The following is a 12,796-nucleotide window of genomic DNA, read 5'->3' as shown; positions in this document are numbered from 1 at the left end:
CGTTTCAGCACCATTCGCCTGTGGATGGAAGGGGGGCGAAAAGGTTTCCAGTCGGCCCCTCGATGCCTATATGATGGTCATGGAAGAAAACACTCCCGCCGAGGGCGAAAACACCCCCAACAAGAACGGTTATGGCGCCGACTCGATCAAGGTCCTCAAGGGCCTCGACGCGGTGCGCAAGCGGCCCGGAATGTACATCGGCGATACCGATGACGGTTCGGGCCTCCACCACATGGTGTTCGAGGTCAGCGACAACGCAATCGACGAGGCGCTGGCCGGCCATTGCGACCTCGTACTGATCGAACTCAACCCCGACGGGTCGGTTTCGGTCGAGGACAACGGCCGCGGCATCCCGGTCGACATGCACAAGGAAGAGGGCGTCTCGGCGGCCGAGGTCATCATGACCCAGCTCCACGCGGGCGGAAAGTTCGAGAACACCTCGGACGACAATGCCTACAAGGTGTCCGGCGGCCTCCACGGCGTGGGCGTGTCGGTGGTGAACGCGCTCAGCGAATGGCTCGAGTTGACCATCTGGCGCGACGGCAAGGAGCATTGGATGCGGTTCGAGCACGGCGACGCCGTTGCGCCGCTGATCGTCAAGGGACCGGGGCGGGAACGCAATGGCACCCGGGTGACCTTCATGCATTCGAACGACACGTTCAAGAACGTGACCGACTACGACTTCGACAAACTCGAGCATCGCTATCGCGAGCTGGCGTTTCTGAATTCCGGCGTGCGCATCAAGCTGCGCGACCTGCGGCACGAGGAGCCGCTCGAACACGACCTCTACTACGAGGGCGGGATCGCCGCGTTCGTGAAATACCTCGATCGCAACAAGGCGCCGCTGGTGCCCGAGCCGATCTCGGTCAGCGCCAACAAGGACGGCATCGGCATCGACGTCGCGCTCGAGTGGAACGATTCGTACTACGAGAACGTGCTCTGCTTCACGAACAACATCCCGCAGCGCGACGGCGGCACCCATCTCGCCGCGTTCCGCGCCGCGCTGACCCGTACGCTCAACGGCTATGCCGAGCGCACCGGGTTGCTCAAGAAGGAGAAGGTCGGCCTGACGGGCGAGGATATGCGCGAAGGGCTGACCGCAATCGTCTCGGTCAAGCTGCCCGATCCTAAGTTCTCGTCGCAGACCAAGGACAAACTGGTCTCGTCCGAGGTGCGCCAACCCCTGGAATCGCTGATGGGCGAGAAAATGAACGAATGGCTGGAGGAAAACCCGGCCGACGCGAAGCAGATCGTCCAGAAGATCATCGACGCCGCTGCCGCGCGCGAAGCCGCGCGACGGGCGCGCGAAATGAGCCGCAAGGGCGCGATGTCGGTCGCCTCGCTGCCGGGCAAGCTGTCCGACTGCCGCGAGCGCGACCCGTCGAAGTGCGAACTGTTCCTGGTCGAGGGTGACAGCGCCGGCGGATCAGCCAAGTCGGGCCGCGACAGCAAGTTCCAGGCGATCCTGCCGCTGCGCGGAAAGATTCTCAACGTGGAACGGGCCCGGTTCGACCGGATCATCTCGTCGAAGGAAGTCGGCACGCTGATCCAGGCGATGGGCACCGGCTTGCGCGACGAGTTCAACCTCGAGAAGCTGCGCTACCACAAGATCGTCATCATGACCGACGCCGACGTGGACGGGGCACACATCCGCACGCTCTTGCTGACCTTCTTTCACCGCCAGATGCCCGAGATCGTCAAGGCCGGGCACCTGTTCATCGCGCAGCCGCCGCTGTTCAAGGTCAGCAAGGGCCGCAGCGAGGTCTATCTCAAGGACCAGGGCGCGCTCGATCGCCACCTCGTGGAGGCAGGGCTGCAGGGCCGCGTGCTCGAGACCGCCGAGGGCGCGCGTTCGGGTGAGGACCTGCGCACGCTGGTCGATTACGCACTGCGCATCCGCAGCCTCCTGGGTTTCGTGCCGCGCAAGTATGCACCCGAAGTGATCGAGCAGATGGCGCTTGCCGGGGTGTTCAATCCCGAACTCGACACCGCGGGCCGGGTGGCGGCGCTGGATGGTGCGGCGGCACGGCTCGCGATGGGCGATGTCGAGGCAGCGTGGTCGGTGGTGCGCCGCGACGACGGCTCGATCGCGTTCGCCCGTCGCTGGCGCGGGGTCACCGACGCGCACGAAATCGACGCCAAATTCCTCGACAGCGCCGAAGCCCGCAAGCTCCACCGCATCGCCGCCGAACACGCGGGATCCTTTGCCAAGGCGAGCCGCTTTGCGCGCACCGGTGCCGAGCCGGAGCCGGAGCCGGAAGTCGCCGACGAGGAAATGGAGGCCGCTCCCGACGCACAGGCCGCTGCGACACCGCTTGCTTTCGACGGCGCGATCACCCGGCCCTCGCAGCTACTCGACGCGGTGCTCGTCGCGGGCCGCAAGGGTCTGTCGATCAGCCGCTACAAGGGTCTCGGCGAAATGAACGCCGAGCAGCTGTGGGAGACCACCCTCGACCCCGAGAACCGTGCGCTATTGCAGGTCAAGGTCGAGGACGCTGACGTGACCGACGAAATCTTCACCCGCCTGATGGGCGACGTGGTCGAACCGCGACGCGAATTCATCCAGGAGAACGCGCTGAACGTGGCGAATCTCGACGTTTGATCAACTCATCTGCGCCTGACGGCTGACCGAGCCATCGGGCCGGGGCGGCTCCTCGCTGACGAGTTCGTCGAACAGCGCTTCGTAATGGATCATCGCCTGGCGCAAGTCTTCGGTGGTGGCCTGACCGTCAGTTTGCTTCAGGGCGATGTCGTGGCCCGCGCGATAATGGCGGGCGACTTCGCCGTGACCGACCGTCAGGCTTTCGTAGCGGGCCGAGAAGTCGTCGACCGGAAACCCGCGCGCCCCCATGACGCTGCCAAGAGTGCGGTCCGCAGCGAGCACCGAAACCGCCGGATCGTCGACGAAACCAGCCTTGGCTGCGTGCCAGTCGTCGGTGAACCGCCTGCGTTCGTCGGGTCCTAGGGGACGCAATTCGAGCTCCGCGACGCGCTTCTCGCGCTCGATGAGGTTGTGCTCGGCTTTGCCCCGGCCGAGTTCGTTGACGGTACGATCGTACTCGTCGCGGCCGAAGCGATCGCGCAGCGACGCGGTGCGGCGCATCCGAAAGAGCAGCCAGAGAACCGCGATCGCCACAACGACGATTGCGAGCAGGGCGATGGTTGCAGTCTGGTCGAGCTGCATGGCGTGTGCCTCCTGTAAGCCCCGTCCAGCCCTTCACGCCCCGAACGGTCGCGCGGAGGCTGGCGTTCCCCTTAAAGCGACAAACCGCCAGCGAATCTTTTGACTTGTTGCCGCAATCTCGCTCGGGCAACCGGGCTGCCATGCTTCGCACCACGCTCGCCGTCTCGCTCGCGCTCGGCCTTTCGGCCTGTGCCACGGTCCCGTCCGCTCCTTCGGCTCCCATCACGGTTCGGGTGATCGGCCTCAACGACTTTCACGGCAATCTCGAGCCGACACGGCGGCCGATGACCCTCGATGACGGGAAGGGCGGCAGGACCGATGTCTACACCGGGGGGGCGGCCTGGCTGGCGACCGCGGTTGCCAAGCTTCGCGCGCAGAACGAATACAGCATGGCGGTGGCCGCCGGTGACCTCGTCAGCGGCAGCCCGCTCGCCAGCTCGCTGTTTCTCGACGAGCCCGCGATCGGTGTGATGAACCGCATCAAGCTCGATTTCGCGAGCGTGGGCAATCACGAGTTCGATCGCGGTTGGCGGGAGCTGAAGCGGCTGCGCAACGGCGGTTGCGAGAAGTTCACCTTGCGCACCCCGTGCGCGGTCGAGGCCGACTTCGGCGGGACCGACTACCCCATCCTCGCTGCGAACGTCCGGATGTCGGACGGCTCCACGCTGTTCCCCGGTTACGGCATCAAGCGCTTCGGGAGCGGCCGCAACGCGGTGACGGTCGGAGTGATCGGTCTGACGCTCAAGGGCACCGCGCAGATCGTCGATCCCAAGGGCATCGAGGGAATTACATTCGGGGACGAAGCCGATGCGATCAATGCGCTCGTGCCCAAAGTGCTGGCCGAAGGTGCGGATGCGATCGTGGTCGCGATCCATCAGGGGTTCGAGGTCGCGCCCGAAGACAGCTATGCCGGTTGCGGCGCGATGGCAGGCGACTTGCGCACGGTCCTTCAGCGGGTCGATCCACGGGTGGACCTGGTCATCTCGGGTCACACCCACCAGGCTTACGTTTGCGACTTCTCGAAGGTCGATCCGGTGCGCAAGTTCACCGTTACCAGCGCCAGCTCATGGGGGCGGATGCTGACCGATATCGCCCTGACCATCGATCCCGCGAGGAACGATGTGGTCGGGATTACCGCACGCAACGTGCCGGTGCAGAGCGTGGGAGAGGGACGCCCCGCCAATCCCGCATTCGACGCGCCCGTGGCCGATGCCGAAACCGCTGCTTACGTCGGGCGCTATGTCGCCGCGTCGGCCGAAGTCGCCAATCGCGCGGTCGGGCGCATTTCAGGTCCCGCCCTTCGCGGCAAGTCCGAGAATCCTCTGGGTAACCTCATCGCGGATTCGCAGCTCGCGGCGACGCAAGCGGCGGGCGCGCAATTCGCGTTCATGAACCCGGGCGGGGTCCGTACCGACCTCGTGCCCAAGACCGACGGCACGGTGACCTTCGGCGACATCTATGCCGTCCAGCCTTTCGGAAACACACTGGTGACGATGACGCTCACCGGCGCGCAGGTGCTCGCCATGCTCGAACAGCAATTGGGCAACCCTAACGAATCGAATGAGACGCGCGTGCTTGCGGTCAGCGAAGGGTTCGCGATGACGCTTGATCCGGCGCGACCTGCAGGGCAGCGCGTCGTCGCCGCTACCTTCCGCGGCCAGCCGCTCGATCCGGCGGCGCGCTACCGCGTCACGGTCAATAACTTCATCGCGGGGGGCGGGGATGGATTTACCGTGCTCGAGCAGGGGACCGACGTGACCGTCGGCCCGCTCGATCTCGATGCGATCGAGGCATACCTGCGCGCCCGCGACGTGGTGCGGCTGCCCGCAACCGGGCGGGTGACAATGATAGGTCAGTGATCAGGCCGCGCGCAGGCCCTTCACGCCGCGCGCGCCCCCATCGGCGCTCGACAGCCCGGTGAACAGGGTATCCACGATCCGCGCGAGCTTCTCTTCCGAGAGACGGGACTCCATGTAGGTCATCACTTCGGCGTTGGTGTAGGGATGCGTCATCTGGTTGATGAGGCTCAGCGCCTCGTCGATCGCGAGCCCGGCGAACGCACCCTCGGCCTGCGCCTGCGCGATCAGTTCGCACAGGTAATGATCGGCAAGGTCGATGTAACTGCGCACCCGATCGTAGTTCGCAGCGCCAAGCTCGCAGTGAACCCTGAATGCCTCGGGATCGCGCCGGAAACGCTCCCGCTGGTTGACGAAGCGGCGCGCGAAGAATTCGTACATCTTGCGGTTGGGCGGAAGATCGCTGGCGACGACCTCCTCCATCACCTCGACGTTCTTTGCGAACCAACTTTCGACGATCGCGTCGAACAGGTCGGTTTCATCGGGAAAGATCGCTTCGATGCGCGCGCGCGAAATGCCCGCGCCTGCCGCCAGGGCGGTGCGCGACACCTCGTGCCCGCGCTCGGTGATCAGCCGCTTGGCGACTTGCAGAAGTGCGCTTCGCTCATCGTGCATGGCGCCCACATCGGCCATGATTCGCTCCCGTCAAAAATCTCTCTCGGCAATTTAGGTGCCCGCAGTCGCCGCGTGAAGGCCGCGGCGATGAATTTCGGCAGTGCGTTCAGCGCTTGCGAGGCGGCAGCGGAAAGAAGCCCGAGGTCCGCGCCACGTAATCGGCGTAACCGGGCCGGCGCTTCGCAAGGCCCGCCTCGAGCAGCGGCTTGCCGGACCAGCGGGTGAGCGTGAAGGTGAGGAACAGCGGCCCGACTATTGTCCACGCGGCGACCCACCAGCCCGCACTCGCAGCAGCGAGCCAGATGCCCCACCACGCGCAGGCATCGCCGAAGTAGTTGGGATGCCGAGTGTACCGCCACAGGCCGCGGTCCATCACCCGCCCTTTGCTCGCCGGGTCCGCGCGGAACCGGGCGAGCTGCCAGTCGCCGACCCATTCGAAGAATACCCCGACAAGCCACAACGCCAATCCCGCCAGCGCGAGCGCATCGATGCCGAGCTCGCTCCCCGCCGCAAGGATGCCGAGTTGCGCGGGGCTGGAGACGAGGAACAGGAGCACCGCCTGTCCCAGGAACACGCGGGTCAGCGCGGCGCTGGCGAAGCGCCTCTGCTCGCGAGGCTTCTTGAGCATCCGGGCGTAGCGCGGGTCCTCGCCCTCGCGGCGCCAGCGGCGATAGAGGTGTATCGCCAGTCGCACGCCCCATGCCGCCGCCATGGCCGCAATCAGCGTGGCGAGCGGTCCGGCCGGGGCAAGCCGCAGCCAGCTCACCGCCGCGAGCAGTGCCATGCCTCCACCCCAGAAGCTGTCGATGAACGACACGTCGTCGATCCGGACCGCGACGACCCATAGAAGGAGGACGGCTCCGAGCAGGATCGCGGCATTGCCGAGCAGCGCTTCAATCATCGTGGGCCAACCTCTCCGCCGCTTCCTCGAGGCGCTCGAACCGCGCGCAATCGGGGCGCTTCTCGCGATAGAATGCGGCGATGCGCTTGAGGTCGGCGGCGAGATCGTCGCTCGGCCAGAGCGGCGGACCGACACCGCCTGTCATCGTGTCATGGTCGACCCATGCGGGAACGATCGGAACGCCGGCCGCGCGCGCGATATGCCAGAAGCCCGAGCGCCAGTGCCCGTCCGAACTGCGCGAGCCTTCGGGCGCGATCACCAGTGCCAGCTCGCTCCTCCGAGCGAATTCGGCGGCGACCTGCTCGACGTAGTTCGATCCGCGTCGGGCGCGGTCGACCGCGATGCCGCCCATGTCGCGCATGAAGCGCTTCATCGGCCACCTGAACAGTGTGTTCTTACCCATGAAGCCCGGCGCGATGCCCAGTGTGTGGGTTGCACCGATGAAGAACACGAAGTCCCAGTTGGAGGTGTGCGGCGCGCCGGTGATGACGAACCTGGGGACGCCAGGGTGGCTACCCTCGATGCGCCAGCCCTTCCAGCGGTAGAGCGCGATGAGCAGACGGCGGACGATCCGCGACAGGATCGATGGCGCGTCGCCGACAGATACACGTTCGCCCGTCACGAGTGCGGCTCTCTCCCCCGGCCCTGCTTTCGCACGCGTGCGCAGGGCGGGCAAGCTCGCCTTGGGGCTCCGTTTCTGCTAGGAGGCTTCGACCCAGAGGAGACAGGCCATGGCGTACTGGAAGCTCAAGGGACGGCAGCTCGTCAACTGTACCTGCGAGTACGGGTGCAACTGCCAGTTCGGCGGATTGCCCGACAAGGGCCACTGCCACGCGGTATTCGGAATGGAGATCGACGAAGGGGTGTATGGCGACGTCGACCTCGCCGGCCTCAGGATCGGCGCGATCTTCAAGTGGCCCGGACCGATCCACGAAGGTCATGGCGAGGCGGTCGCCTTCGTCGACGAGCGCGCGAGCGAGGCGCAGCGGGCCGCCCTTCTGGCCATCATGACCGGCGCCGATACCGATCCGTTCGCGACGATGTTCGCGGTCTTCTCCTCGACGGTCGAGACGATGCACCCGCCGATGTTCGTACCGATCGAATTCGCGGTCGATGTCGAAGGTCGCAGGGGCACCATGCGGATTCCCGACGTCGTTCAGATGGACGGGGAACCGATCCGCAGCCCGGTCGACGGGTCCGAGGTTCGCGCCCGTATCCACCTGCCGAGTGGCTTCGAATACGAATACGCCGACATCGGTTCGGCCTCGAGCCAATCGGACGGTCCGGTGCCGGTCGAGATCGCATCGAAATACGGCCAGTTCGCCCACCTCCATCTCGACAGCCACGGGGTTGTGTACGGCTGACGGGCAGCAGAGAAATGGGCCGACTGACCGATCGGGTGCTGCAATGGCATCGGCTGGTCACGCTTGGCGCGCTCGCGGTGCTCGTCCTGCTCGCGTGGGGGTGGCTCGCCAGCGGTGCCGGGATGGCAATGGCGCCCGGGTTCTCGTTCCGCCCGGCAGAACCCGGTCCGGCGATGGCAGGCATGACGATGGCATCGCCGGCCGCGCAGTCGATTATCGTTTTCGCGATGTGGCTGGTGATGATGGTCGCCATGATGCTCCCGTCCGCAGCGCCGACGGTGCTGCTCTATTCGCGGGCCGCCGCCGCCGGGTCGCCGGACGACGCACCCGCACCGCCGACGGGCGCCTTCCTGCTCGGCTACCTCCTCATCTGGGCGGTCTTTTCGGCAGGTGCTGCAGGGCTTCAGGTCGTTCTTCAGGCATGGGGTGTCGTCGCGGCCGAGACGATGGGGCTCGCCAGTACCAAACTGGCCGGCGCCGTGATGATCGCCGCCGGTATCTACCAGCTTTCGCCGCTCAAGGGCGCATGCCTGTCGCATTGCCGCAATCCGGCGGAGTTCCTCGCACGTAGGTACCGGCCTGGTACCGTAGGTGCGCTGCGCATGGGCCTGATCCACGGCGCCTATTGCACCGGGTGTTGCTGGGCGCTGATGCTGTTGCTGTTCGTCGGCGGGATCATGAACCTCGCTTGGGTCGCCGGCCTGACGGTATTGGTGGCGGCCGAAAAGCTCCTTCCGTGGGGGCGATCGATCGCGCTTCTCGGGGGCGCGCTGCTGGTTGCAGCGGGAACGGCGGCCATTCTTGCAGCATAGACCCACGGCGATCAATTCGGTGTGTTTCTAACAACTTGCGCGCAAGTTAAGGTTGCGAAGCAAAGTCTTGAAGATGGGTGAGAATTGGGATAATTCTGCCGCCCAGGATCGCAATCTGTGAAATTCGAAGAATCTTCTGGCCCGCCTTCGAGTGTGGAGCCTTCAGCCCTGCTCAGCGGGGAAGACGAGCGCGTGGCCGTGCTCGAGGCCTATCGCCATGCCGCGCTCGAGAACGACCCGGAGCTGACGGCGATCACCGGTTTCGCCGCCCGGCTATGCGGCACACCGCTGGCGTTCGTCACTATCGTCGAGCGCGATCGGCAATCGTTCATCGCGCGCGAGGGCGCTGAGCTCGAAGGCACGCCGCGAAGCGAGAGCTTCTGCGCGCACACCATGCTCTCGGGTGAGGAAATGGTCGTGCCCGATGCGACCGACGATGCCCGGTTCATCGACAATCCGCTCGTCACCGGCGACGAGCACGTGCGCTTCTACGCCGGTTCGCCGTTGATTTCGCCCGAGGGTGCATCGCTGGGCGCGCTATGCGTGATCGACCGCGTAGCGCGGCCCGAAGGACTGACCGATCTCCAGAGCGAGGGGCTGCGCGTGCTGGCGCAGGCCGTGATGCGGCGGCTCGATGCGCGGCGCAAAGGCCTTGCGGCGGAATTGCGCGAAAGCGAGGGCCAGCGCACCATGCGCGAGATCGCCGACCTCCTACCCGCGATCATCTGGTCGGCCGACGGCGACGGCAATTTCGATTACTTCAACTCGCGCTGGGACCAGGTGACCGGCGAACCTCAGCCGAAACTGACCGACGACTGGCGCCCGGTCGTCCACCCGGACGAGACCGATCAGGCGTTCGGCTCGTGGTGGGAAAGCTACGAGGCCGGAAAGCCCTACGAAAGCGAATACCGGCTGCGGCAAGCGGATGGTTCGTGGCGATGGACCCTGTCGCGCGCGCTGGCGGTCGCCGACTCGTCGGGCAAAGTCTCGCGCTGGTACGGCACGCTGACCGACATCGACGACAGCCACCGCCTGTCCGACACGCGCGACCTGCTCGCGAAAGAGTTGTCTCACCGGATCAAGAACATCTTCGCGGTGGTCGCCGGGCTGGTCTCGATCCGTGCCCGCCGCCACGAAGCTGCGCGCGAATTCGCAGACGAACTCGTGGCGACGATCCGCGCGCTCGGTCGGGCGCACGATTTCGTCCGGCCGGTGGAAGGCGCCAAGGGCGATAGCCTGCTGGGCCTCATGCGCGATCTCATGGCGCCATACGATGACGGCCACGGGCGAGTCAGTCTGACCGGGCGAGACTGTGCGATCGGCACCCGGGCAGCGACGCCGCTCGCGCTGATCTTCCACGAGCTGGCGACCAATTCGGCCAAATACGGGGCGCTCTCCTTGGAAGCCGGTACGGTCGAGATCGCGATCGACTGTCCCGACGATGATGGCCGCGCGCGCATCACCTGGCGCGAGACGGGCGGGCCGCAGTTGAGCGAGCCGGGCAAGGAAGGGTTCGGTTCGCGGCTGGTGCAGATGTCGGTCGAAGGTCAGCTAGGCGGGAAGATCGAACGCCGGTTCCTGCCCGGCGGTATCGAGATCGATCTCGACATCCCTGTGGCGTCGATCCGCACCTGACCTTTTGGCACACGGCCCGTCGGCGCGACCTTCAGTCTGCGCGGCGCCAGAGCTGGGTCTGGCAGAACGGGCCGATACAGCCTTTGACCTCGAGTGTGGCGGCATCTTTGCGTCGCAGGATCGAGCGATAGGACTTGCCGCTCTTGGGATCGTAGATCGTTCCGCGCCATACGGCGCCGTCTGCCTTGAACCCCGTCAGGATCGGCAGCCCCATGATCCGGCGGGAGCGCAGGCTGCGGTCGGGGTTGTTGACGTCGCGCTGGTCCGGACCCTGCGGGGGCGGCGTAAGGAACCGCGCGAGCTTGCCGCAACGCGTCGTTCCGCAATCGCCGATCCGCACCTGGCCCGAACGGTCGGCGGTGGTCCAAAGGCCGTCGATCGAATCCGCGGCGGCAAGCGGTGTGGCGGCGAACAGCACGGCCGCGATGGTGACGAGGCGTAGCACCGGTCTCATTCTCCTTCGAAGCCGACGCCGTGCGGCCAACCGGGTGCAGCAAGACCCATGACCTTGAACAGCGTGCCCATCTGGTCGTCGGCGGACAAGCGATCGCGGGCTGCGAAAAGTTCCGCTCGCAAGTGTGGGGCGCGGGTCGCGAGCGCCTCGGCGCGGGTCTCGATGCCCAGCGCGCGGAGCCACTGGCCTTGCGCGGGGGTGCCCATCCACCTCACGCCCCGGGCCTGCGCGGCCCGCGCGAGCGTCGCGAAATCGACGTGGGCGGTGAGGTCTGCTTCGCCCGGCGCGCTGAAAGGATCGACCTTTCGGTGCGCGCGGACGGCCTGCATCGTCGAGCCCGCCCGGTTGTCGGTGTGGCCGTAATCGATCAGCAGCGCGCAGCCGCCTTGCGCGGCAAGGCGACCGGAGATTTCGTAGACCACCGCTGCGGCAGCCGGGCTCGTCTCGATGATCGTGCCCTGCCGCCCTTCGCGCCAGGCGGGCGGCACCGCAGCGTCCATCGGCTGCGCGCCGACGACGTGAATGAAGCTGTCTCCATCGAGGCCGACCATCCGCTCGCGCCAGCCCTCCGCCGCGCGGACGAGTTGACGGACCGGCAGCGCGTCGAGGAACTCGTTGGCCACGATGAGCAGTGGGCAGTCGGCCGGCAAGCTCGCGAGGTCGGAATGAAAGGCAGCCTCGGGCACTGCCTCGCGTTGAACGTCCCGCAGAGCGGGCGACGCCTCGACGAAATGGATTTCGGGAACGAGGCCGTAACGCTTCATCGTGCGCATGGCGTCCTTGGCCAGCGTGCCGCGACCCGGTCCCAGCTCGACATAGGCGATCGGGTCGCGCCGGCCAGCGCGAATCCACATATCGGCCAGCCACAGGCCGATCAGTTCGCCGAACATCTGGCTGATCTCGGGCGCGGTCACGAAATCGCCGGTCGCGCCCAAGGGATCGCGGCTCGAATAGTAGCGGGCGTTCGATTCCGCCATGAAGTGCGCCAGGCTTATCGGCCCGGTCGCCCGGATCAGCCGGCGGAAGACGTCCGCCAGCGGGGTATCGGAACTGCTCATGCGGCCGCGGGCTGGGCCCCCTGGCTGCCGAGCGGCGGGCGGGTCAGGGCGCGGGCGACGAGGAATACGCCGAGCAGGATCATCGGGATCGTCAGCCACTGGCCCATGTTGAGGCCGGACGAGCGGGCGAAATCGGCAAGCTGCGCATCGGGCTCGCGGTAGAACTCGACGATGAAGCGGCCAAGCGCGACCCCGGCGGTAAATACGCCGACCAGCAGGCCGGGCCGCCAGCGGGCCTTCGTCCGCCAGAACAGGAACAGCATGACGACGACGAGCAGGGCGCCCTCGAGGCCGGCCTCGTAGAGCTGGCTCGGGTGGCGCGGAAGCTGGGTCGGATCCTCGGGGAAGATCATCGCCCATGGCACGTCGGTCGGACGGCCCCAGAGCTCGCCGTTCACGAAGTTGGCGAGGCGTCCGAACAGCATCCCGAACGGCACGTTGACCGCGATGTAGTCGGCGGTGCGCAGGAAGCTGATCTTGCCCTGGCGGCATACCCACGCGATTGCGACCAGCACCCCGAGCACGCCCCCGTGGAAGCTCATCCCGCCTTCCCACAGCTTGAAGAACTCGAGCGGGTGGGTGAGCAGGTAGAAATCGGGCGAGTAGAACAGCGCGTAGCCGAGGCGCCCGCCGAGAATGATACCGATCGTGCAATAGAAGAACAGGTCGTCCGCGTGGCGTTGGGCCATCGGGCTGCCGGGTGCCTTGATCATCCTCGTCAGGTGCCAGTAGCCCAGCACGATTCCGGCAAGGTAGGCGAGCGAATAGAACCGCAACTCGAAGAACCCGAGGTCGATTCCCTTACGGAGTCCGAGGTCCTCGAAGTGGATCGCCTGAGACGTCTCCGCCAGTAGTGACAGCAGCACGATTGGTCCTTACCCTTGATGCGACAGACCGGCGTCGGCCGCCAGTTCGCG

Annotated in this window: 12 protein-coding genes; 5 read left to right on the top strand and 7 right to left on the bottom strand. The window is 66.2% G+C overall.

The annotated features are described in order from the left end of the window. Positions 1-79: 79 nt before the first annotated feature. Complete coding sequence (gyrB, locus tag ACWPMX_RS12165; RefSeq protein ID WP_455700783.1) at positions 80-2,602, top strand: DNA topoisomerase (ATP-hydrolyzing) subunit B; 2,523 nt, start codon at positions 80-82, stop codon at positions 2,600-2,602. Here the strand turns inward: gyrB and ACWPMX_RS12160 are convergent, their stop codons facing one another. Further along, positions 2,603-3,184, bottom strand: a complete 582-nt coding sequence (locus ACWPMX_RS12160; RefSeq protein WP_455700258.1) for a hypothetical protein — start codon at positions 3,182-3,184, stop codon at positions 2,603-2,605. A 140-nt stretch (positions 3,185-3,324) separates the two neighbouring features. Between ACWPMX_RS12160 and ACWPMX_RS12155 the strand changes: the two genes are divergently transcribed. Further along, positions 3,325-5,043: a bifunctional metallophosphatase/5'-nucleotidase gene (locus ACWPMX_RS12155; protein WP_455700257.1), complete on the top strand. Its 1,719-nt coding sequence runs from the start codon at positions 3,325-3,327 to the stop codon at positions 5,041-5,043. Here the strand turns inward: ACWPMX_RS12155 and ACWPMX_RS12150 are convergent, their stop codons facing one another. From ACWPMX_RS12150 to ACWPMX_RS12140, 3 genes are all read right to left on the bottom strand, one after another. Beyond that, complete coding sequence (locus tag ACWPMX_RS12150; RefSeq protein ID WP_455700256.1) at positions 5,044-5,673, bottom strand: hypothetical protein; 630 nt, start codon at positions 5,671-5,673, stop codon at positions 5,044-5,046. 88 nt (positions 5,674-5,761) lie between these two features. Then, a complete protein-coding gene (locus ACWPMX_RS12145) occupies positions 5,762-6,556 on the bottom strand; it encodes a DUF1295 domain-containing protein (RefSeq protein ID WP_455700255.1) in 795 nt (264 codons plus the stop codon). Continuing rightward, positions 6,549-7,178, bottom strand: coding sequence for a lysophospholipid acyltransferase family protein (locus tag ACWPMX_RS12140; RefSeq protein WP_455700254.1), 630 nt, complete (start codon positions 7,176-7,178; stop codon positions 6,549-6,551). The genes ACWPMX_RS12145 and ACWPMX_RS12140 overlap by 8 nt, the downstream gene beginning before the upstream one ends. 109 nt (positions 7,179-7,287) lie before the next feature. Here ACWPMX_RS12140 and ACWPMX_RS12135 point away from each other — a divergent pair, with 109 nt between their 5' ends. From ACWPMX_RS12135 to ACWPMX_RS12125, 3 genes are all read left to right on the top strand, one after another. Continuing rightward, a complete protein-coding gene (locus tag ACWPMX_RS12135; protein ID WP_455700253.1) occupies positions 7,288-7,920 on the top strand; it encodes a DUF1326 domain-containing protein in 633 nt (210 codons plus the stop codon). Positions 7,921-7,934: 14 nt separating this feature from the next. Then, positions 7,935-8,732: a DUF2182 domain-containing protein gene (locus ACWPMX_RS12130; protein ID WP_455700252.1), complete on the top strand. Its 798-nt coding sequence runs from the start codon at positions 7,935-7,937 to the stop codon at positions 8,730-8,732. A 117-nt stretch (positions 8,733-8,849) separates the two neighbouring features. Then, entirely contained in the window at positions 8,850-10,367 is a 1,518-nt protein-coding gene (locus ACWPMX_RS12125) for a sensor histidine kinase (protein WP_455700251.1), read from the top strand. Between the two features lie 31 nt (positions 10,368-10,398). On the opposite strand, the gene ACWPMX_RS12120 is transcribed toward ACWPMX_RS12125, so the two are convergent. Genes ACWPMX_RS12120 through lgt form a run of 3 tightly spaced genes read right to left on the bottom strand, consistent with a single transcriptional unit; the run spans position 10,399 to position 12,748 of the window. Beyond that, positions 10,399-10,821: a DUF2147 domain-containing protein gene (locus ACWPMX_RS12120; protein ID WP_455700250.1), complete on the bottom strand. Its 423-nt coding sequence runs from the start codon at positions 10,819-10,821 to the stop codon at positions 10,399-10,401. Further along, on the bottom strand, positions 10,818-11,879 hold the full coding sequence (locus ACWPMX_RS12115) for a class I SAM-dependent methyltransferase (RefSeq protein WP_455700249.1): 1,062 nt from the start codon (positions 11,877-11,879) through the stop codon (positions 10,818-10,820). Before ACWPMX_RS12115 ends, ACWPMX_RS12120 begins: the two co-directional genes overlap by 4 nt. Then, on the bottom strand, positions 11,876-12,748 hold the full coding sequence (lgt, locus tag ACWPMX_RS12110; protein WP_455700782.1) for a prolipoprotein diacylglyceryl transferase: 873 nt from the start codon (positions 12,746-12,748) through the stop codon (positions 11,876-11,878). Before lgt ends, ACWPMX_RS12115 begins: the two co-directional genes overlap by 4 nt. Positions 12,749-12,796 lie beyond the last annotated feature (48 nt).

The organism is Tsuneonella sp. HG094 (assembly GCF_053819285.1).
This window is presented reverse-complemented; position numbering and strand designations above follow the sequence as displayed.

Coding starts and splice junctions, on each gene's coding strand:
- gyrB (WP_455700783.1), top strand. CDS start 80: ATGGAAGAAAACACTCCCGCCGAGGGCGAAAACACCCCCAACAAGAAC.
- ACWPMX_RS12160 (WP_455700258.1), bottom strand. CDS start 3,184: ATGCAGCTCGACCAGACTGCAACCATCGCCCTGCTCGCAATCGTCGTT.
- ACWPMX_RS12155 (WP_455700257.1), top strand. CDS start 3,325: ATGCTTCGCACCACGCTCGCCGTCTCGCTCGCGCTCGGCCTTTCGGCC.
- ACWPMX_RS12150 (WP_455700256.1), bottom strand. CDS start 5,673: ATGGCCGATGTGGGCGCCATGCACGATGAGCGAAGCGCACTTCTGCAA.
- ACWPMX_RS12145 (WP_455700255.1), bottom strand. CDS start 6,556: ATGATTGAAGCGCTGCTCGGCAATGCCGCGATCCTGCTCGGAGCCGTC.
- ACWPMX_RS12135 (WP_455700253.1), top strand. CDS start 7,288: ATGGCGTACTGGAAGCTCAAGGGACGGCAGCTCGTCAACTGTACCTGC.
- ACWPMX_RS12130 (WP_455700252.1), top strand. CDS start 7,935: ATGGGCCGACTGACCGATCGGGTGCTGCAATGGCATCGGCTGGTCACG.
- ACWPMX_RS12120 (WP_455700250.1), bottom strand. CDS start 10,821: ATGAGACCGGTGCTACGCCTCGTCACCATCGCGGCCGTGCTGTTCGCC.
- ACWPMX_RS12115 (WP_455700249.1), bottom strand. CDS start 11,879: ATGAGCAGTTCCGATACCCCGCTGGCGGACGTCTTCCGCCGGCTGATC.